This window comes from Thermoplasmatales archaeon (assembly GCA_026127925.1).
Classification (GTDB): Archaea; Thermoplasmatota; Thermoplasmata; order Thermoplasmatales; family Thermoplasmataceae; genus JAKAYB01.
Genome location: JAJSLM010000001.1, coordinates 140,423 through 160,246 on the forward strand (window position 1 = coordinate 140,423; position 19,824 = coordinate 160,246).

At 41.1% G+C, this 19,824-nt stretch carries 22 protein-coding genes and 1 pseudogene; 17 read left to right on the forward strand and 6 right to left on the reverse strand.

Going from position 1 to position 19,824, the window contains the following annotated elements; translation table 11 throughout:
- Nucleotide 1: 1 nt before the first annotated feature.
- The 12 genes and pseudogenes from LVQ96_00715 to LVQ96_00770 all read left to right on the forward strand — a co-directional run bounded on the left by LVQ96_00715 (nt 2) and on the right by LVQ96_00770 (nt 11,204).
- Complete coding sequence (locus LVQ96_00715) at nt 2-460, forward strand: NADH-quinone oxidoreductase subunit C (protein ID MCW6169679.1); 459 nt, start codon at nt 2-4, stop codon at nt 458-460.
- Entirely contained in the window at nt 460-1,593 is a 1,134-nt protein-coding gene (locus LVQ96_00720; GenBank protein ID MCW6169680.1) for an NADH-quinone oxidoreductase subunit D, read from the forward strand. Before LVQ96_00715 ends, LVQ96_00720 begins: the two co-directional genes overlap by 1 nt.
- The gene (gene nuoH / locus LVQ96_00725; GenBank protein MCW6169681.1) at nt 1,590-2,630 is read left to right on the forward strand and encodes an NADH-quinone oxidoreductase subunit NuoH; all 1,041 of its coding nucleotides are present in this window, start codon (nt 1,590-1,592) and stop codon (nt 2,628-2,630) included. The genes LVQ96_00720 and nuoH overlap by 4 nt, the downstream gene beginning before the upstream one ends.
- Nucleotides 2,627-3,061: an NADH-quinone oxidoreductase subunit NuoI gene (gene nuoI / locus LVQ96_00730; protein ID MCW6169682.1), complete on the forward strand. Its 435-nt coding sequence runs from the start codon at nt 2,627-2,629 to the stop codon at nt 3,059-3,061. The genes nuoH and nuoI overlap by 4 nt, the downstream gene beginning before the upstream one ends.
- Nucleotides 3,058-3,517 (forward strand): annotated as a pseudogene (locus LVQ96_00735) (NADH-quinone oxidoreductase subunit J). The gene nuoI and the pseudogene LVQ96_00735 overlap by 4 nt, the downstream one beginning before the upstream one ends.
- The gene (gene nuoK / locus LVQ96_00740; GenBank protein ID MCW6169683.1) at nt 3,517-3,816 is read left to right on the forward strand and encodes an NADH-quinone oxidoreductase subunit NuoK; all 300 of its coding nucleotides are present in this window, start codon (nt 3,517-3,519) and stop codon (nt 3,814-3,816) included. Before LVQ96_00735 ends, nuoK begins: the two are co-directional and overlap by 1 nt.
- A gap of 4 nt (nt 3,817-3,820) precedes the next feature.
- Complete coding sequence (locus LVQ96_00745; GenBank protein MCW6169684.1) at nt 3,821-5,734, forward strand: NADH-quinone oxidoreductase subunit L; 1,914 nt, start codon at nt 3,821-3,823, stop codon at nt 5,732-5,734.
- 1 nt (nt 5,735) lies between these two features.
- Complete coding sequence (locus LVQ96_00750) at nt 5,736-7,211, forward strand: NADH-quinone oxidoreductase subunit M (GenBank protein ID MCW6169685.1); 1,476 nt, start codon at nt 5,736-5,738, stop codon at nt 7,209-7,211.
- Nucleotides 7,208-8,656: an NADH-quinone oxidoreductase subunit NuoN gene (gene nuoN / locus LVQ96_00755; GenBank protein ID MCW6169686.1), complete on the forward strand. Its 1,449-nt coding sequence runs from the start codon at nt 7,208-7,210 to the stop codon at nt 8,654-8,656. Before LVQ96_00750 ends, nuoN begins: the two co-directional genes overlap by 4 nt.
- Before the next feature lie 9 nt (nt 8,657-8,665).
- Nucleotides 8,666-9,031 (forward strand): hypothetical protein, encoded by a 366-nt coding sequence (locus LVQ96_00760; GenBank protein MCW6169687.1) that lies wholly within the window; start codon nt 8,666-8,668, stop codon nt 9,029-9,031.
- A complete protein-coding gene (locus LVQ96_00765; GenBank protein ID MCW6169688.1) occupies nt 9,028-9,279 on the forward strand; it encodes a hypothetical protein in 252 nt (83 codons plus the stop codon). The genes LVQ96_00760 and LVQ96_00765 overlap by 4 nt, the downstream gene beginning before the upstream one ends.
- Before the next feature lie 74 nt (nt 9,280-9,353).
- Nucleotides 9,354-11,204, forward strand: a complete 1,851-nt coding sequence (locus LVQ96_00770) for a TIGR04190 family B12-binding domain/radical SAM domain protein (GenBank protein ID MCW6169689.1) — start codon at nt 9,354-9,356, stop codon at nt 11,202-11,204.
- A gap of 198 nt (nt 11,205-11,402) precedes the next feature.
- Here LVQ96_00770 and LVQ96_00775 read toward each other — a convergent pair whose 3' ends face one another.
- Complete coding sequence (locus LVQ96_00775; GenBank protein ID MCW6169690.1) at nt 11,403-11,543, reverse strand: hypothetical protein; 141 nt, start codon at nt 11,541-11,543, stop codon at nt 11,403-11,405.
- 150 nt (nt 11,544-11,693) lie between these two features.
- Here LVQ96_00775 and arsB point away from each other — a divergent pair, with 150 nt between their 5' ends.
- Nucleotides 11,694-12,926 (forward strand): arsenical efflux pump membrane protein ArsB, encoded by a 1,233-nt coding sequence (gene arsB, locus LVQ96_00780; protein ID MCW6169691.1) that lies wholly within the window; start codon nt 11,694-11,696, stop codon nt 12,924-12,926.
- Nucleotides 12,927-12,947: 21 nt separating this feature from the next.
- Here the strand turns inward: arsB and tatC are convergent, their stop codons facing one another.
- Both tatC and LVQ96_00790 read right to left on the reverse strand, forming a co-directional pair.
- A complete protein-coding gene (gene tatC / locus LVQ96_00785) occupies nt 12,948-13,769 on the reverse strand; it encodes a Sec-independent protein translocase TatC (protein MCW6169692.1) in 822 nt (273 codons plus the stop codon).
- A 2-nt stretch (nt 13,770-13,771) separates the two neighbouring features.
- On the reverse strand, nt 13,772-14,065 hold the full coding sequence (locus LVQ96_00790) for a twin-arginine translocase TatA/TatE family subunit (protein MCW6169693.1): 294 nt from the start codon (nt 14,063-14,065) through the stop codon (nt 13,772-13,774).
- Nucleotides 14,066-14,238: 173 nt separating this feature from the next.
- On the opposite strand from LVQ96_00790, the gene LVQ96_00795 reads away from it, so the two are divergent.
- Complete coding sequence (locus tag LVQ96_00795) at nt 14,239-16,020, forward strand: MFS transporter (protein MCW6169694.1); 1,782 nt, start codon at nt 14,239-14,241, stop codon at nt 16,018-16,020.
- The gene (locus LVQ96_00800) at nt 16,017-16,472 is read left to right on the forward strand and encodes a MarR family transcriptional regulator (GenBank protein MCW6169695.1); all 456 of its coding nucleotides are present in this window, start codon (nt 16,017-16,019) and stop codon (nt 16,470-16,472) included. Before LVQ96_00795 ends, LVQ96_00800 begins: the two co-directional genes overlap by 4 nt.
- On the opposite strand, the gene LVQ96_00805 is transcribed toward LVQ96_00800, so the two are convergent.
- The 3 genes from LVQ96_00805 to LVQ96_00815 form a co-directional block, all read right to left on the reverse strand.
- Nucleotides 16,466-16,789: a TA0956 family protein gene (locus LVQ96_00805; GenBank protein MCW6169696.1), complete on the reverse strand. Its 324-nt coding sequence runs from the start codon at nt 16,787-16,789 to the stop codon at nt 16,466-16,468. The two genes, LVQ96_00800 and LVQ96_00805, sit on opposite strands and share 7 nt — an antisense overlap.
- Before the next feature lie 21 nt (nt 16,790-16,810).
- Nucleotides 16,811-17,425 (reverse strand): peroxiredoxin, encoded by a 615-nt coding sequence (locus tag LVQ96_00810; protein MCW6169697.1) that lies wholly within the window; start codon nt 17,423-17,425, stop codon nt 16,811-16,813.
- Nucleotides 17,426-17,506: 81 nt separating this feature from the next.
- Complete coding sequence (locus LVQ96_00815) at nt 17,507-18,418, reverse strand: mechanosensitive ion channel family protein (protein MCW6169698.1); 912 nt, start codon at nt 18,416-18,418, stop codon at nt 17,507-17,509.
- A 140-nt stretch (nt 18,419-18,558) separates the two neighbouring features.
- Here LVQ96_00815 and LVQ96_00820 point away from each other — a divergent pair, with 140 nt between their 5' ends.
- On the forward strand, nt 18,559-18,762 hold the full coding sequence (locus tag LVQ96_00820; protein ID MCW6169699.1) for a hypothetical protein: 204 nt from the start codon (nt 18,559-18,561) through the stop codon (nt 18,760-18,762).
- A gap of 25 nt (nt 18,763-18,787) precedes the next feature.
- Nucleotides 18,788-19,717, forward strand: coding sequence for a mechanosensitive ion channel family protein (locus tag LVQ96_00825; protein ID MCW6169700.1), 930 nt, complete (start codon nt 18,788-18,790; stop codon nt 19,715-19,717).
- The last annotated feature ends 107 nt before the right edge of the window (nt 19,718-19,824 follow it).

Below are 19,824 nucleotides of genomic sequence, written 5' to 3' on the forward strand. Positions count from 1 at the left end.
CATGGTGGAAGTAATTGAAGAATCAATTGGTAAGGATGGGCGAAAAGTAATCAAAGTTGCAAAAGAGAATTTAATAGCCCTTATGAAAGATTTGAAATCACAGGGATATGACCATCTTTCTTTGATTACAGGAATTGATCGTAAGGACAAACTGGAAGTTGTATATCATTTACATAACATGAAGGAAGACAAATATCTCGTGATAAAAACTGAGACGTTGGACGAGCGAGTGCCAAGTCTTACTTCCTTGTACAGCAGTGCTGACTGGGACGAGCGCGAACAGTATGACCTCATGGGTATCGTCTTTGAGGGCCACCCTAACCTCAAGAGGCTGTTTCTGCCAGAGTCGTGGGTCGGGCATCCACTAAGAAAGAATTACGATCTCTCAAAAGTTCAGTATATCAACATGGACGAGAATGGCGACGATTATGCAACTTTTGATCCAGGGGATGGCTGGTAATGCTTAAAGAGGATAACGAATCTGCCAACGGAAACAAGTGGGTTGAACTCAACATGGGCCCACAGCACCCATCCATGCATGGCGTCCTAAGGCTTAGGGTGAAACTTGATGGAGAAATAGTGAAGGAATGTGAACCGATCATTGGCTACCTTCACAGAAACGCCGAAAAGTTGTGTGAACTAGATTATTACTGTGATGCCACTGTTTATTTTGATCGAATGGACTATGTTGGGGCAATGAACATGGAGGTCGGATATCTTGAAGCCGCTGAGAAATTGCTGGATATACCACCTCCTGAAAGGGCACAGTGGATCCGCCTGATAATGGCCGAACTTAACAGGATTGCTGCTCATCTTGTCTGGACAGGTGCATTTGGCTTGGATCTTGGCATGTTAACTCCTTTCTTCTATTGCTTTGCTGAGAGGGAAAAAATACAGCGTATATTTGTTGATATAAGCGGATCAAGGCAACAGCTCAATTACATGAGCATAGGTGGCGTGTACCAGGATATAAATGAAAAGATTATCTATGATATTGAACAATTCATAGATCAATTTCCAAAGAAACTGGAGGACATAAACAAGACCTACATCAAAAACGACATCTTTCTCTCAAGGAACAAAGGATTGGGGATACTAGAACCTGAGGTAGCCCTCGATTATGGTGTCACTGGCCCAATACTGAGAGCATCCGGGATTGACTACGATATAAGGAAGAAAGAACCATATCTTATGTACGATAAGGTAAACTTCGACGTCCCAGTATCATATAAGAAGGATAACCTTGCAAGATATCTTGTAAGAATAGAGGAGATGAGGCAATCAATAAAGATACTGAAGCAGGCAATAAAGAAAATCCCTGACGGTCCTTACTTTAATCCGAAAGCCAAGAAACCCTTGATGATAAGACTCAGAGGAGATGGTGACGTGTATGCAAGGACTGAATCTTCAAAAGGAGAATTTGGTGTATATCTGGTTGGCGACGGCGGAGTGAAGCCTTACCGTGTGCGTGTAAGGAGTCCAACTTTTAAGAATCTTAGTGTTGCACCTGTACTGGTGAAAGATCAAATGATTGCCGATCTGATAGCTATTCTGGGAACCTTTGATCTTGTTTTCGGAGAGATTGACAGATGAACATACTATTGAGACTGGCACTCTTTTTTGCAGGTGCAGGTCATTACGGATCTTACTTCTTGGCCTACATATTTGAGACAATATTTTTCATGATATTTGTTGCTGTTGTCCTGATATTCACTATCTACTTGTTCAGAAAGTACATGGCGCGCCTGCAACTTAGGTATGGTCCAAACAGGGTCGGCAAATTCGGATCCCTGCAGCTTATTGCTGATGCCCTTAAACTGATGGGGAAGGAAAGCATTTTGCCAAGTGGGCGGGATGACTTTGCATTCCGGGTAGCTCCCCTTGTAGTATTCATAGGGTTATTTGTCGGTTTCGCCATCATTCCTTATGGCAGCATTTACTGGATAGGCTCTCTTACAATAACGCATTCCAATGTCAGCTTACTCTTAATCTTCGGAGCGTTGGCTATTATGCCTATCGGAGAGATAGTTGCGGGTGCGAGTTCAAAGAATAAGTATGCTGTTCTTGGCGCTCTCAGAGGCGTCGCAAAGGATATTTCTTTCGAGATTCCAATGATGCTTTCCGTCATTGCGCTCGTTATGATGGCATCCGACAGAACTGCTAACGGCCTGAATTTAGAGGATTTAACTACCGTGCAGTTTATACCATACGGAATCCCTGAAGTCATTGGATTATTTGTTTTCTTCATTGCGATGATCGCCAGAGCAGCCTATTCTCCATTTGATCTCGGCGAGAGTGATAGTGAGCTTGTTTCCGGATACAGTACAGAATACAGCGGCATGAGATTTGGTATGTTTTATATGGGGCTATTTGGCAGCATATTCCTCGGATCAATGCTTGTATCAGTATTATACCTGGGCGGTTACAACGGGCCTTTTTCAAGTTATGCAGGTTTCATTTACTTGTTAATAAAAACTTTTATTCTGGTGCTTGTAGCATTTCTTGTCTGGCTTTCAATTCCAAGGATCAGGATCGATAAATTCGTCAACATGGGTTGGAAGTACCTCTTGCCCATTGCTGTAATAAATCTAATCATAAGCGGTGTGCTAACACTGGGGTTGGGAATATGATAGAAGTTAAGGAACCTAAGAAAGAGATCCCTGTCATAGGGACATTAAAAGCTATGTTTATCGTTTTCAAACATCTTTTTCAGAAACCAATAACAACTCAGTATCCTGAGCAGAAAAGGATAATAGAAGATCGATTCAAATTCAGAATTTTTCTTTCGCTCGATGACTGTGTAGGTTGCACTCTCTGTGAGCAGGTGTGCCCAAACAAAAGTATTGCTATGACAAGCCTGAACAGGGCAAATCCCAGAAATAAAAGGAAGATATACCCTGACGTGAATTTTGGAACATGCACAATTTGCAGGAACTGCGAGGAGATCTGCCCGACGGATGCGATTTATCTAACCCATGTATTTGAAACGTCGCGCACCAGGAACAGTTTCACTTACACCCCAGAAGAACTTTCACTTCCAGAAGATGAGGTAATTAAATGATCTATACGATAATATACGTCCTTTTTGCGATCATATTGATTCCATTGGCTTTAAAATCCGTTTCAGAAAAGAACCTGCTCCATTCAGTAATATATCTATTCGTTTTCCTCGTCGTTCTTTCAGGACTTTTTATATTTCTAGGCGCGTCAATTGTCGGAGCGGTTGAGGTTCTGGTATTTGTGGGTGCAGTAACCGCACTGACCGTGTTTACGCTGATGCTGACAGGAGGAAAGGAATATGAATAAGCGAATTGCAGCACTCGCCTCGATAATATTCCTTCTGGTATTCGGTTTCGAGGTCGTCAGCATAAAAGGCTCGTTCATACCGTCATCACAGGATCTTAATGCGGTTGGTAAGCTTCTTTTTAAAGAGTATGTGGTGCCATTCGAGTTACTATCCCTTATTATGGTGGCAGGTGTAATCGGAATGTTTTACATTGCAGGGAGGGAAGATTAATGTATATACTGGTTGCCAGTATGCTTTCCCTGATACTTTTCATCGTCGGGCTCTACGGAGTTATGACTTCAAATATAGGTATAAAGATGTTGATCTCCATAGAAGTACTGATAAACGCTGCGATACTGAATCTGGTTATTATCGCGATTTATTATGCCTCTGTGCAGCCAATTGTGATGGCTCTTATGGGCATTGGTATAGGTGCAGTTGAATCTGTAATCGGATTAAGCTTGCTCTCTGCTACTTTCAGGCGCTTCGGGAAGATCGCCATCTCTCTTCTCAAGGAGATAAGGTGGTAAAGCGATGTCTGCGACGATATACTGGTATGGCTGGTTAATAGTCATCTCTCCTCTTGTCGGTTTCCTTGCAAGTTACATCGCTGGACGCAAGTATAGGATAACCGCAGGAATCATTGCGTCTACGGCCATAGGCCTCTCTCTTGTGTTCTCGATCCTTACGCTCTTAAAGATAAATTCCTCAGGACAACCTATATACAATCATTTCAAATGGTTTTTTAATATAGACGCAGGAATATATATTGATCATTTAGCAATAATAATGGCTTTGATGGTGTCGTTTGTATCCCTGATGATACATCTTTTTGCCATATATTACATGAAAGACGATCCGAACAAGCATACATATTTTGCCGAAACCTCGCTGTTTACTGCTGGAATGCTTGGACTTATCGTAGCATCCAACCTGGTTTTATTCTTCTTATTCTGGGAGCTTGTCGGTCTTTGTTCTTATCTCCTCATAGGTTTCTGGTTCTTTAAACCAAATGCTACTGCTGCGGCAAAAAAAGCCTTTATTGTTACACGTGTCGGCGATCTTCTCTTCCTGGTCGGAATGGCCATTCTCTACGCATCACTATCAGCACACATATCTGTCCTTGGAGCAAACAGCCCCCTGAGCATACCGTATCTGATCACAAACGCGAAAGCGATCGCAACGGCGATCGGTCCTACAACGCTGGGCATAGTTTCAGTGCTATTCCTTGCTGGTGCGGCTGGTAAATCTGCTCAGTTCCCGTTGCATGTGTGGATTCCAGATGCAATGGAAGGACCTACTACCGTGTCCGCGCTGATACATGCTGCAACAATGGTCACTGCCGGTGTGTATCTCGTAGCAAGGGTATTTCCAATATTTTATGCATCATCTTCTTTTGCTCTTTATTCAGTCGCAATTCTCGGTTCTTTCACTGCTATATACGCAGGAATCCTAGGGCTCGTTATGAACGATATAAAGAGGGTCCTCGCCTACTCAACGATAAGTCAGATAGGATACATGATGGCGGCTATAGGATTAGCAGGAATCATAGGCTATTCTGGAGTCGCCTACGGTATATTCCAGCTGGTAACTCATGCATTCTTCAAAGCCTTGTTATTCGTTTCCACTGGAGCAATACTCATTGCTTTGCTCGAATTGAGGGATATAAAAAAGATGGGAGGGCTGTGGAAAAGGATGCCAATGACTGTAACTTTACTTTTAATTGGTGCAGCGGCTCTTATAGCTTTTCCTGGCACATCCGGATATTTCTCGAAGGATACGATAATATCTGCTTCATATGTTTACTACCTTCATGGCGGAAACATTGCTTCTATGCTTCCATGGCTGTTTCTTCTTTTAGGCTCACTTCTTACAACTCTTTACACATTCCGTATGTTCTTTCTCGTTGCAATGGGTAAACCAAGGTCGGATCTCGCAGAGCATGCCAAGGATCCAAAGCTTCTTCCTTTAATCCCATTGTTTTTCCTGGCAGCAGGAGCTCTCTTCTTAGGAATAGTCCAGCCGCAGTTTTATGGGTTTCTATATCCAAGCTATATAATGCCGTCCCTGCCATACTACATACAATATCTCCCTGAAGTGCTTATGGTCATAGGCCTTGTCGTTACATATTTCCTCTACGGCACTGATAGGTGGAAGAAGCTTCACTTCGACAACAGTCCCTGGTACAAGGTTGTCAGAAATAAATTCTATCTCGATACTCTCTTCACGAATATAATCGCTGAGAGAGTCATAGCCCCAGTATCTGCCGGGTTTGGTGCGTTTGAGAGCGCTTACAATAAAGCCATTGATTCCATCGGAACCGGAACTATCGGGCTAGGAAGCCGCATGAGGAAGTTGCAAAACGGCATTGTGGAGAATTATTTTGTAATCATATTGATTGGCATGTCGATCATACTGCTTATAATGATACTTGAAGGGGTGCTTTAAGGTGATTATACTCTTATTATTTTTGTTGATGGTAATCGCAGCAATTGCATCTTTCTTCTTCAAGAAGCACACCTTTGAGTATGCTCTTGGCGTTTCAGCTGCAGTGCTTGTAGTAATAGTTTTTTATAGCGTGCTCCGGTTTCATTCTGGATACACTGGAGGATACATCTCGGTTTTCACTTACGCTCTCGCGGGCAAGATTGGTATCTTCTTCTCAATAGGTGTAAGCAGCTTCAGTGATGCACTTCTCCTGCTTTCAGCAATAGTTATATTAGTAGCAGTTGCAATAACCAGAAGAAAGGATTATGCAGCGTCTATCTACAGCTTTATGATCCTCATTGAGATAGGTCTTTTTGGTATTCTCATTTCAAGAAACTTTCTTTTCTTCTACATTTTTTGGGAAGTAGTTCTGATACCTGCGTATTTCATTGTTGCAGAGTTCGGTGGTAAAAACAAGGATCACGTTTCTCTCAAGTTCTTCGTTTATACCCATATCGGGTCGGTCTTTCTCCTGCTTGCGATTTTCACTGTTTATTCCTTTTATTACATCCATACGGGAATTTTTACCTTCCAGATATCCAGCCTGATGTCGGTGAAGTACTTTGCTATGATACCTACAACACTCAAGTATTTTGCAATATTTGGTTTCCTATTCTCATTTCTTGTAAAACTTCCGTCGTTTCCAGTTCACTCCTGGCTCCCTGACACTTATGAAACTGCCCCGTATCCTGGTACAGTTATCCTAGCTGGTGGTTTATCTATAATGGGTGGCTACGGTCTATTCGGAATACTTCTCCCGGTGGGTTCACTCCTTGGAAGCACGGTATTGTATATTCTAATTGGACTTGGCATAATAAGCCTAATTTATTTTGCACTTTCAGCTATGATGCAGTATAATCTGAAGAGAATGATGGCATTTGCAAGTGCAGCCGCCATGGGGTTCGTAACTTTATCCTTTGGTGCAGGAATTCTTGAAACAGGAATAGAGCAACCACTTGAACTTGCTGGAGGGATGTATCAGATACTTGCTCACGGGCTCATCATGACACTGATATTTGCTGCATTATATTTCATTAATCAGAAAGCTGGGAGTGACAACATATATTCACTGGGTGGTGTATTCCGGGAGATGCCAGTTCTTAGTTCAAGCCTCCTTGTGGGACTACTTGCGTCCCTTGGTCTACCCGGTTTTGCGGGCTTTATAGGTGAGTTCTCTGTACTCGTGGGTTCGTTCCAGGCCATTGGATGGATCATAATCCTTGTCATTTTTGCTATGATAATAACAGCGTCATATCATATTTGGGCCGCGCAGCGCTCGCTTTACGGACCATACAATGAGCATCTTGGTAAGATAAGGGATGTTTCTGCTGCTCAGTTCTCAATACTTCTGTTTATGATGATTGCAATATTCATCTTCGGAATTGTTCCTAATTTATACTACGGTTCTTTTCTCGCTTATCTGGGGGCTTTGATATGATCGATCAGTTCTTCTCTGCTTTGGGTTCAAACATATTCCATGCATTTATTCCCGTTATATTCCTTGGAATATTCGGGTTCGTAGTTCTATCGCTTGGGTTCGTGAATGCACCAAAAAAGATTGTTGCATGGCTAACATTTGCAGTTCTTGCTGTCACTGCCATTCTCATCTATTTTATGGAACCAACTCACTCAACTTTCTATTATGGGACATTTGTGTTTAACAAATTTGGCATATATTTCGCGATAATAATGCTCATTTCCGGAATGCTTGTAACAATACCCGCACTGCTCGGAATCCACCAAAAGAGCGAGATATTCTACTCCACACTGATATTTGTTTCAGTAGGAATGGTAATTGCTGCATTCAGTCTTAACCTGATTACAATATTTATCGCATTCGAATCAGTAAGTATAGGAACCTACGTCCTCTCAAGCTTTGGAAAGAGCAAGAGAAATCTTGAAGGTTCCATCAAGTATTTCTTCACTGGGACAATAGCAACAGCATTTATCCTGTTCGGGACATCATTCTTCTTCTTGGGCACTGGGTCATTCAATCTCTCTGTTCTCAGTGCGGTTAAACCAGCTCCAGAAATTACACTTGCTCTGATATTCCTGATCATCGGCTTTGGTTTCAAAATGGCCATATTCCCCATGCACCAGTGGGCGATTGATACATACGATGGAACGGAGAACTCCGTTTCAGCTTTTCTTGCTGCTGGAAGCAAGATCTTGGCTTATCTTATCATCCTAAGGGTGTTTATTGTTGGTTTCTCATCCGACGGGGTTGATGTATATTACCTGTTTGTGATACTCTCCATTCTCACAATGACGTATGGCAACATAGTTGCCCTTTCTGAGACAAATTTAAAGAGAATGCTAGCATATTCAAGTGTTGCCCAGGCAGGTTACTTGATACTTATACCCGCACTGATAGGTGCTGTCGGGATCTCTGATACCAGCGTTTTCAACCTTGCTATCGCGTCTGCAGTATACTATTCGCTTGTGTACATATTCATGAAAGGTGGGGCATTCCTGATGATGAATACGCTAAAGAACGAGAACGCACAGATATCTGATCTCTCAGGACTTAGCAAAAAAGCCCCTGGTACAGCGGTTAGTTTTGCAATTCTCCTTCTTGCGCTCGGAGGAATACCGATAACCGGTGGTTTCTTCGCCAAATATTTCGTGTTTTTGTCGTTGGTTGCTGGCGGTCTCTGGTGGCTTGCAATAATAGCAATAATAAACAGCGCAATTTCGGTCTTTTATTATTTTCGGGTAATACTTTACATGTTTGGCAAGCCAGTGGAAAAGAGTGATAATATGATCTTAAATGCATCCACAAAGGTCCCGGTTATTGTTTCGGCTTTCATAACCGTTGGCCTCTCGATCCTTGTAATATACTTGCCAGTCCTGGAAACTGCAGCAAAGGGGCTATTTTCATGAGGTGTCAAAATGCAATTCACATCTGATATTGAAATAATCAAAAGTGCAATTCTGTATGGAGATATTGGAGACGCGATGTCATTGATCGATCACAGACTCGATGCACTTAGAAGATATGAATCCGACCGAAAGAATGACAAGAAACAGAAATATGCTAAGTTCCTCAAGTATCTGAGAGACGTGTTTTCTGGAAATATTTCCGTTGACCAGTTCAGAGAAATCGTTGAATCTAATGCATATGATACCTGGTTCTCACAGGACAGTTCAGTTGTGAAACAATTTCTCGATTCCTTCTGCTATTTTCTTAGAATATCAATGGACAGATACGACGTTAAATACCCTGTGTACGACGAAAAGAGGTGCAATGACGCATGAACTCTTTTGAGCGATGTTTTGATCATATAGAAGAGGATGCATTATCAGCCGCAGAATGCATTCATTGCCTTAAGAAGAATGGCGAGGCTGTTTTTTTCGACGAAAAACTTGGCAGGCTTGCTCTTGGTAGAGAGTTGTACGATGATCGGTTTGTTGATAAGATGAAGAGGCTTTCGGATTTACTTGGAATAAAGACCCTGGAAGACTATCAGAAAGCGGATAGAACGTATAATCTGACCATGTATTGATGGAATGATTCTGGAAATTCTAATTGTAGCTAAAAAGTGTTTTTATATGATTCCGCACTAGGGACGATAGATTTATGAATTATGATCTCGTTCTTCTGCATCCTCCAAGCGTCTATGATTTCCGTGACAAGATACAGTTCATGGGTCCAGTAAGCGACGTCGTGCCTTCAACATCTGTATTCGAGATGTATCCGGTCGGATTCACAAGTATAGGTGGTTATCTAGAGCGTTTTGGCTATAAGGTTAAGATAATTAATATAGCTAACAGGATGCTTTTGAATCCAAATTTCAATGTTGAAAAGAAGATAAAGGCCACAAAGAGCAGGGTTTATGGAATCGGACTTCATTGGCTCCCTCATGCTCAGGGAAGTTTGGAATTGGCAAAGATTGTTAGGAAATATCACCCTGAGGCAAAGATTATTTTTGGCGGCCTTTCTTCTACATATTTTCACATGGATCTCATCAAACGTGACTACATCGATTGCGTATTTCGTGGTGATTCTACGGAGAAACCCATTGCATTATTCATGCGCCTGATGGAACTGGGAAAGGATGATTTCTCCCCTGTCCCTAACCTTACATGGAAGGACAGGAATGGAAAGGTTGTCGTAAATCCTCTGACATTCATTCCGGATGACTTGGACTACGTCAATGTCCCGGATTACAGGTATGCAATTCGATCTGTATTTAAATATTGGAATTTTACTGATCCTTTGCCTTATAGCGAATGGTTAAACTACCCGAATACCGCTCTTCTAACTGTTCGTGGTTGTACTCAGGGGTGCATAATTTGCGGCGGATCCCGTACCGGTTATGCAATGAACTGTGAAAGAAATCATGTATCGCCAAGATCACCAGAAAAGCTTGTAGAGGACATCAAATTCGTCCAGAGGTTCAGCCGTGCCCCAATATTCGTGATTGGTGATATCAGGCAGACCGGGAAGAGATACTCGGACCGGCTTCTTGAATCTCTCTCCACTATACAAGTGAAAAACGAACTTGTTTTTGAGCTGTTCCAGTACGCGGATGAGGAATTTTTTGAAAAAATAGAGCGTTCGGTTCCGCGTTATAGTATAGAGATCACGCTCGAGACATATGATGAAGAATTGAGAAAAAAGAACGGAAAATTCGTGAGTTCAAATGACAAATTAATAGATACATTGAATTTTGCACTAAAGCACGGATGCCTGAAGATCGACCTATTTTTTATGGTAGGACTCCCGCATCAATCATATGAAAGTGCCATGAAAAACGTGAATTTCTGTAGGGAGATATTCGACCGATGTGGAAGGAATAGAAAAGTTTCATTTTTCATAGCACCCTTGGCTCCATTTCTAGATCCTGCGAGTAAGGGCTATGAGAATCCTGAATTTTTTGGCTATAAAAAGTTTGCAAAAACCATAGATGATCATGTGAATCTATTGCTTGAACCCTCATGGGAATACACTCTGAGCTATGAAACAGATTTGATGACGCGTGCGGAAATTGTTAGAGCTACTTATCAGAGCTCCAAAGAACTTAATGAATTTAAGTTCCAGAATGGATTGATTGACAAGAGTACCTATCTTGATATAAAATACAAGATAGATCGATCTATGGAATTTATAGAGAAAATAGAAAATATAAAATCCAAACCAGATGGTGAACAGCAGGTGTTGCTTCGCGCATTGAAAGATGAGCTGACGAGCATAAAATCACACGAAATATGTGGGGATCATGAACTGAAGTGGGAAGTAAAGAAGAATTATGCAAATTTACTCAGTCTTTTGATAGTAGGGATGGGTCTTCTTTTTGATGAATGGAAAACTGAACTCAGAACGCACTGGGGACATGATAAGGCTGATTATCCGGAAGTTCGTGAGCTACTTGCAGAGACGCTTTTGAATGAACACCCATCAAACCCCGAAACAGCATTACTTCGTTAAATTCAGGATGCTAGGGTATGGCTTCTGTTAACTGTGATGGGGCTGTCTTTTGGAGTTACCATCTCACTGATCCACAAATTTCGTGAGTATAGCCTTATACCCTTAATCCTATTTATTTACTGTTTAGATATCGTCCTTTTTTGTTTCTTTACTTAGGATCTGAAGCCTTGCAGTTGCTTTCTAGTCGATTTCAGTTTTTTACAGCATTTTAAGTGAATGGCTAAGTCGTTCATGACCTGTCTTTCTCCTCTTTCCGCTGGACTCACTAGTTACAGAGAAAAAGCCAAGATCTATAGCGATCCATAATGTTAAAACGATCTTGACAGTTCGTTTAGACATCGGAGCTTTTTCAGTTTATTATCTTGCTCATTGCATGTTTATAGGTTTATTACTATTATGAACTATATATCCAACGTTGTTATTTCAGCCTGTTGGTCAAGGGTGGACCCTTTAAGGTTTTTAGAGTCGCTGATTATATTTTCGGCCACTATGTTTCTGGTAATCAAGAAACCTTTTGGTATAGGTATAGGGTACTCCTCTCTTATTGGGGCAGCCTTAACTCTTATCCTCGGTCTTACGACATTCAATCAGGTCATAACTGTATGGGATATTGTATGGAACGCTACATTCACTTTTGTAGCCATAATAGTTCTATCAATGATATACGACGAGATCGGTTTTTTTGATCAGATAGCCAAAAAGATCACAGAACATTCCAATGGATCAATAAGACTATTGTTTGTGATGATGATCCTTCTTGGTTCGGTTGTCTCAGCACTTTTTGCCAACGATGGCGCGGTGCTTGTGCTGACTCCTATCGTGCTCTCCCTTGTAAGGAACCTCGGATTAGACAAAAAGGCACAGATAGCATTCGTAATTTCCATAGGTTTCATTTCTGACACCGCAAGCGTACCGCTGACAATAAGCAACCTTGTGAACATAATAACGGCTGGATATTTCAAAATTAATTTTATACAATACTTTAGTGTTATGTATTTGCCTTATATCGTTTCTGTTCTTGCGTCACTTGGGGTTCTTTGGTTATTTTTTCATTCCTCGCTTCCGAGAGCAGTAACTCCGAAAGTGCCTCCTGCAAGTGGACTCCCTGTCCGTGATCCAGCCATGATCAAAGCGGGCATACCAGTTCTGGTTGCGCTCATCGCTCTATATGCGATTACAGGAGTCTATGGAATCCCGATATCATTTATCGCGGTACCTGTTGTCGGAATTCTTCTTGCTATCGTTTCGCTGAGGAAATCGGTAAGCGCGCGGAGAGTGCTGAAAGAGGCCCCATGGCAAATTGTTCTTTTCTCGATTGGAATGTACATCATAGTTTTCGGCCTGGGTTACAATGGTTTTATCGATATACTTTCTGGCCTCATACTGCGCATCTCCTCTTTTCCTGGCCCATTGCCCCTTCTACTTTCAGGTTATCTTTTTTCTGGAATGGCATCAGTGATGAATAACCTGCCCTCTGTTATGCTGGGCAACCTCGCGATCCCTTTGTCTCTCTCAAATACTCATCTCGCCTATGCAAACATCATAGGAAATGACATTGGAACAAAATTCACTCCTATAGGTTCTCTGGCGACGCTCCTGTGGTTAAATTCTCTCGATAAAAATAGTGGGATAAAGATCTCGTATGGATATTACATGAAAGTCGGTTTAATCCTATGTATTCCGGTGCTTACTGTAACTTTGATATCACTTTATTTTGTTTAGCTGTAGCTGTTGCAAAGGTGTTTAGGATTCAGAGGTAAAACTTGTATTCTGCGCCGCCACCTTTCTCTCGTACCTTCTTGAGAAATACGCTCCAAGAAAATAGAGGGAGATGATTGGTATGGACATAATAATCATGGTGAATCCTAGAACGCCAGGTGAAAAAATCCATCCAAAAACGAGTGCCCCGATAACAGCATATCTCCAGTGACTAATCCAGAACCCGGACGTAACCATTCCTGCTCGGGTCAATCCGTACATTATAACCGGGGTCTCGAACGCCAATCCAAAAGAAAGCATGTATAGCAGGAGAAAGGACGTGAAATTTGAAATTCCCATTGTCGGGGTAGAGTTAACTCCAATGTCAAATTCCTTAAAAATTATAAACAACGCAGGTGCAATCAGCCAGAGGCCAATAAATGCTCCAGTTGCGAATAATATAGTTGCAGGCACCGTAATCGTCTTAATCAGAGCTTTTTCACTCTTCTTCAAAGCTGGACCAATAAATTTAGCCAGCTCAATGACAATTACTGGCATGCTGACAACGAGACTTATGAAAAGTGCAATGTAAACATTCGCTACAACGCCATTGGTTGGACTTACTATAATGAGTTTAGTCCCAGCGGGAAGCACATGATCCTCAAGTATGACGAGGAGTTGCGAGGGCATATTCCTATAAACATTCGGATAAAGAAAAAGGAACGAATGGCCAAAGATGGTAACCTTGTGAATTCCGAAAAGGAGGAAAAATGCAAATACTCCCAAAAAGAAATAAACAATGTGGATAACCGATTTCCTCAGATCAGCAATGTGCCGGGAAATGACGGTAAAGAAATTATCATCCATAATCAGTTAATCTTTGTCTTTTCGTTTATCTCTTTTATCAACTGATCATCAGATTTGTTACTGGGATCTATGCCAAGTGCTTTCGCTGCCTCAGAGTAATTCATCTTTTGAGCAGGAGGTTCTGGAGTATCATACGCGGCTTTCTTCATCTCATTTTGTAACTCCATCTGTCCTCTCTTGAATTCCCCGGTAGCCCTACCAAGAGATCGCGCAAATTCAGGTATCTTTTTCGCACTACCAAACAATATCAATATCGCAACTATTATTATTAAAATCTCAATGCCAGAATCAAACATAAAGTTATAATTAAAACTCGATATTTAACTCTTTGCTGTTACTATTTTTTTGAGTCTACTTCTTGAATAATTTTCAAAGGTGAAAGATTGGGTGCGAAAGAATCGGGTTTGGTTCCTAATGGTTCAGGAACAATTAGTTTATTAATAAAGCATTGATATCGGTCTTTGGGATTATGGTTAGATACAAATGGATCGCACTTTCTAATACTACTATCGGCGTTCTAATGGCATCAATCAACGGAACAATCACTCTAATTGCTTTACCTGCAATTTTCAGGGGAATAGACTTAAGTCCCACAGCTCCTGGATCATTTGTTTATCTTCTTTGGATACTGATGGGATTTAACATTGTTACCGCTACCTTGCTGGTTACTTTCGGAAGATTATCGGATATGTTCGGCAGAGTGCGACTGTTCAATATAGGTTTCATAATTTTCACTGTCGGCTCTGTCCTCTTATTCATAACACCCGGAAAGGGTGATGTTGGTGGAATGGAATTAATAGGCTTTAGGATTATTCAGGCTCTCGGGGCCGCATTCCTTTTTTCCAATAGCACTGCGATCCTCACAGACGCATTTCCGGTCGCTGAGCGCGGGAAAGCAATGGGAATAAATCAGGTGGCGGCTCTTTCCGGCTCCTTCATAGGCCTCATTCTGGGCGGAGTTCTTGCAATTTTCAATTGGCGCTATGTATTCCTCGTTAGCGTTCCAGTGGGGATTCTTGGTGCGGTTTGGAGCAACCTGAAGCTACGTGAAACGTCCCTAAGACAACCTGGTCAAAGAATAGATTATCTCGGCAATACCAGTCTTGCGGTTGGATTGACTGTGCTCTTGATAGGCATAACCTACGGCCTTCTTCCTTATGGGACCAGCACTATGGGTTGGGGCAACCCGTTAGTCGTAGCATCTATTGTTGTCGGTATCGCGTTAATAGTCGCATTTCCATTTATTGAAATGAAAGTTAAGCATCCTATGTTCAGGATGGAGCTCTTCAAAAACAGGGCGTTTTCCATGGGTAATCTTGCTGCACTCACATCCTCCCTTGCTCGCGGCGGTGTGATGATAATACTTATAATCCTTTTGCAGGGAATCTGGCTCCCACTTCATGGATATTCTTATGCTGTAACCCCTTTTTGGGCCGGCATATACATGGTTCCAATGACTGCAGGATTTATAGTCATGGGGCCATTGGCAGGTGCACTTTCGGACAAGCACGGAGCAAGAGTACTTTCCACTCTTGGAATGGTCGTAGTTGCTATCGCTTTCCTTGCACTTACATTTCTCGGCTATGATTTCAACTATATACCATTTGCTATCGCATTGTTCGTAATGGGTATAGGAAACGGACTTTTTGCTGCCCCAAATACCGCTTCTATTATGAATTCAGTTCCCGCGCATCTCAGGGGAGTTGCATCTGGCATGAGATCGACAATGCAAAATGCCGGTATGACCGCAAGCATGGGGATATTTTTCACCATTGTTCTTTTCGGTCTTTCTAAAGGACTCCCAACAACATTGTATCCTAGGTTGATCTCTGCGGGCATAGCAAATTCCATAGCCTTGGCTCTGTCCGTACACTTCCCGCCAACAGTAGCACTCTTTTCAGCATTCCTGGGTGTCGATCCTATACGTTCAGTTCTTCAGACTCTGGGCATTTCAATTTCTTCTCTGGGTCCCGGTTTTGCCATAATAGACAAGCCAGTATGGTTTGCAACCTCTATCGCATCCTCGTTTATGTCGTCTCTCAGGACGGCTTTTTACATAGGCTTAGCTCTCTCACTATCCGCCGCCATACTGTCTGTCTTTAGAGGGAAAAAATATGTCTCAGATGAGGCTTTATACAGTTCAGACGAAAATGAAATAAGCAATATAGACTTAAAGAGCACGGTTAAAGGAAACAGTGGATCAATCGGTGGTTACAAACCGCCATCGGGAAACAATGGAGGGAGAAAATGAAACGTGGAATAGAAATATGGCGAGAGATATCGACAATCAGTTCGAGACTTCTTCGTGAATCGGAAAAACAGCTTGACGACAAGGGCATTTCCATAATAGAATTTCGTATCTTGCGCGACCTTAACGAACGAGGAGATATGCCGATGGTGAAACTTGCTAAACTAAATTTTATCACACAAGGATGGACAACAAGCTTGATTGACAGACTCGAGCAAAAAGGATACGTACAGCGCACAAGAAGCAGTCTGGATAGGCGCGTAATCAATATTAGCTCCACTGAAAAAGGCTCTGAATTTTATTCTACAATAAAATGTATACATGAAGCTTTTGTTAATGAATCACTAAAGTTTCTCAGCGACAAAGAAGAAGATGTGCTTATGTTGTTGCTGAAAAAAATTGACTCAAACCTGGAAAAAAGTTTTGATCTTATATCGGAAGTAAATAATCACTGAGTGTCAATCTCCACAGAATATCCGATCTTCTCAAAGGATTGTGAAGAGGCATCCAGTTCTTTTTTCAAGTCTTCTGATAACTTACTGAAAGAAAAAGACACTATCTTTTTTGTGCTGCTTGCTATAACGAAACCTACTGTCTTGTCACTTGGGAGTATTTCATCAGTCCTGGCATAAGTTTCTATAAACTCAGTCAGTTCTTCTTCAGGATATGGACTTCCGAGAACTTCCTTCAAAGAGTTCAAAGAATCAGTAAATTTAGACAATTCAACACAGATGACCGAAGGGTGCATGGACCCTATGGCCAGGTTGAACATTACGCATTCTGTCAAGTAGCATCATGCTTTTACTTTTGTAAGATACCATCTTTCCGCGCCCGGCTCTTTTAGTCTTTCCTCAGCATCTTTCATTGTCCCAGGAGCACTCTTAACTCCTGCATCCCCAGGCTCCCAATCTACCGGAGTAGCAAGCTTCTTGTCCCAGTTAAATTGAAGCGCTTTGATTACCCTGATAATTTCTTTTATGTTTCTTCCAGTCTCTGCCGGATAATATATCATCCATCTTACGACCTGATTTGGATCTATGATGAAAACACCTCTTACCGTAGCTCCAACTTTTTCATCCATAAGGTTGAATTCTTTGGCAACTTCTTTGTTCGGATCGGCAATAACAGGAAACGGTATAGTGATCCCGAATTTCTCCTTTATATCTCTAAGCCACGCAATATGACTGAAAAGGCTGTCAACGCTTAATCCAAGCAATTCGACACCAAGTTTCTTGAACTCATCATAATGTTCTGCGAATGCCATAAATTCTGTAGTGCACACGGGAGTGAAATCCCCCGGATGAGAAAACAGCAAGACCCACTTCCCTTTGAACTGGGAAAATGAAATTGGTCCCTGTGTCGTATTAACTGTCATATCTGGAATCTTTTGACCTAAATAAACTGCCATTTTTAATTCACCAATTACTAATTATAACTTGAGTAATAAGTTTTTAGATCGGTGCAACAGGGATATGTATAAAGGCACGTATTACTTTTTGAGAGGCTCAACTACGTCCATTATACCTTCAAGAAGTTTACCTTTGGCGTTAAGAAGTTCACGGCTACTTGTAAGGACCCTGATTATGATTATATATGAAGTCATCGTTGTTTCGTCCACTGCAAGCTTTGATTCTCCAGCATATCCATCAACTTTCTCTATAACTGAGATCAGTTTTCCTCTAAGGTCATCGAATCTGATAGTCTTTGGAACCTCGAACCTTGCCTGAATCCATTGACTTCCCTTTATTACCGTGAAGGAGGCTTGCATCAGGACTCCGTTTGGTATTGTTACTGTATTTTCTCCCTCCAGGTGTATTTTCGTGTAGTTAAGAGTTATATTTTCTATCACTCCGCTGTATCCTGCAGCTTCAAATCTATCAACAGAAAAATATTTTGGAGCTATAGTTGGATACGCCTTTCCGAACTGCCAGGCATTTATAGTAACATAATCACCAACTTTGAAAGGCTTTGTAAAAACCAGAATTAATCCTGCAAAGATGTTGGAGAGTATTGTTTGTGTTGCCAATCCTATAACGGCACCGAATAATGCAGCACTCAGAATTACCGAGGACACGTTTATTCCTAAAGCTGCAAGAACGGCGAGAAGAACAATGAAATAGCCAATGATCATTATAATCATGGTTATGGGTTTTGCCTCCGCTTTTCCTATCCGTTTGTCTAGGAATGTTTCAATTACTTTTGAAATCGTCTTTACAATAATGTATACGACCAGACCAATAACAACTGCATAAATGTATTTTGAATAACTCGGAGGAAAATGTAAGAATCTTTCAAGTAATATCACAGCAGCAAAGATAATTATAACAATTACGATAAGAGTTGCAAATAGCTTAACTAATCGTTTTATCTCAGCTTGATTCTCGTCATCTTTGTCTGGCATCAATCATATGATAGCGAGTTTTATTTTTAAATATTTCGTCATTAGGCTCGAAATGAATAGAAGAATGTTTCACAGAATCGTTTCCCGAGATTATTGATTTGAAATGATAAGGTTATTCTATTATTTCTAAATGTAAGGTTATGAATTTGAACGATCTGATAGGCCATGAGGTAAATGCAATAATTCTAGGCCAGTATCAGGAGAGTTTGACTCCGGAGTTGTACATTAACGGTATCCTTGTGGGCATTGAACAGGGAGTATATATCGTAAAATCTAAGGACAGCACACAAGAAAAATATACGCTCATCCCTATGGGACAGTGCCTTATAACGTTATCAAAGTGACTGTTCTGTGTGGAAATAAATTATTATGGTTAATGGAAAAAAAGTCTTTTATTATATCTTTTCATTGTTTATAATAGCTGGTGTCGCGATACTAATCATTTATTTTTTCGCTTTCCTCCTTAAATTAATTCCGACACAATACGTCAAATTTGTTTATGCGGCCATAATAGCCACTACGGGCTTTATTGTTATATTTTTTGTCAACAATTTAATCAGGCATAAATTATCTGCTAACAAGTCAATGCGTAAAGGAAGGACGTATATACTCTTTCTGATAAATATCCTTGCATACTTTGTGCTCTCTGTAGCGATACTTGCTTCACTAGGAGTTAATGTTTATTCGGTAATTGTTGGTGGTGCTTTTCTCTCAGTTATTCTGGGGCTGGCGGTTCAGGGTGTCCTTGGAAATATTGCTTCAGGGTTGCTGATAACTATCACAAAACCCTTTAAACTTGGCGATAAAGTTTGGGTTCTTTCTTGGAATTCCTCGTCCGCATTGATTACACTGCAATTTTCCATATTTTTACCTAAGTATTTCTCTGCCGATGCTCTGTTCTCACAGGGTATTAGCGGTCAAGTCCAGGATATATCTCTTAATTATACTAAATTAAAGGAAGCTGACGGAAATGTAGTGGTGCTTCCTAACAGTATTGTTTCTACTGGCGCATTTGTTTTTCTTGGTGATCTCAAAAGTATAAGAATCCGGTACGAAGTACCGAAATCCTTGAGTCCAGATTTTGTATACGCAAAGACCGAGGAATGCTTATCGAACTTCCTTTCGAAAATAAACTCCAAGAGCATGTTTATGGATGAAACCACACTTAACACTTACGTCATGATCGTTTCCTTGCATCTTTCCTCACACGAGCTAATAACAACGAGAAGTGATATAATAAACGAGATCAAAGTAAATCTTGAGAAGTTCAGAATAAAAGTATCACCCATTCAGGATTGAATCTAGAGTATGTCATTTCCCATGTCAAATTTTGAAATTCCAAGTCAATTCGGTAGATTTTCTCTCAGCGGATTAGATTAAAAAATATTCGTTTAGTAGAATCATTG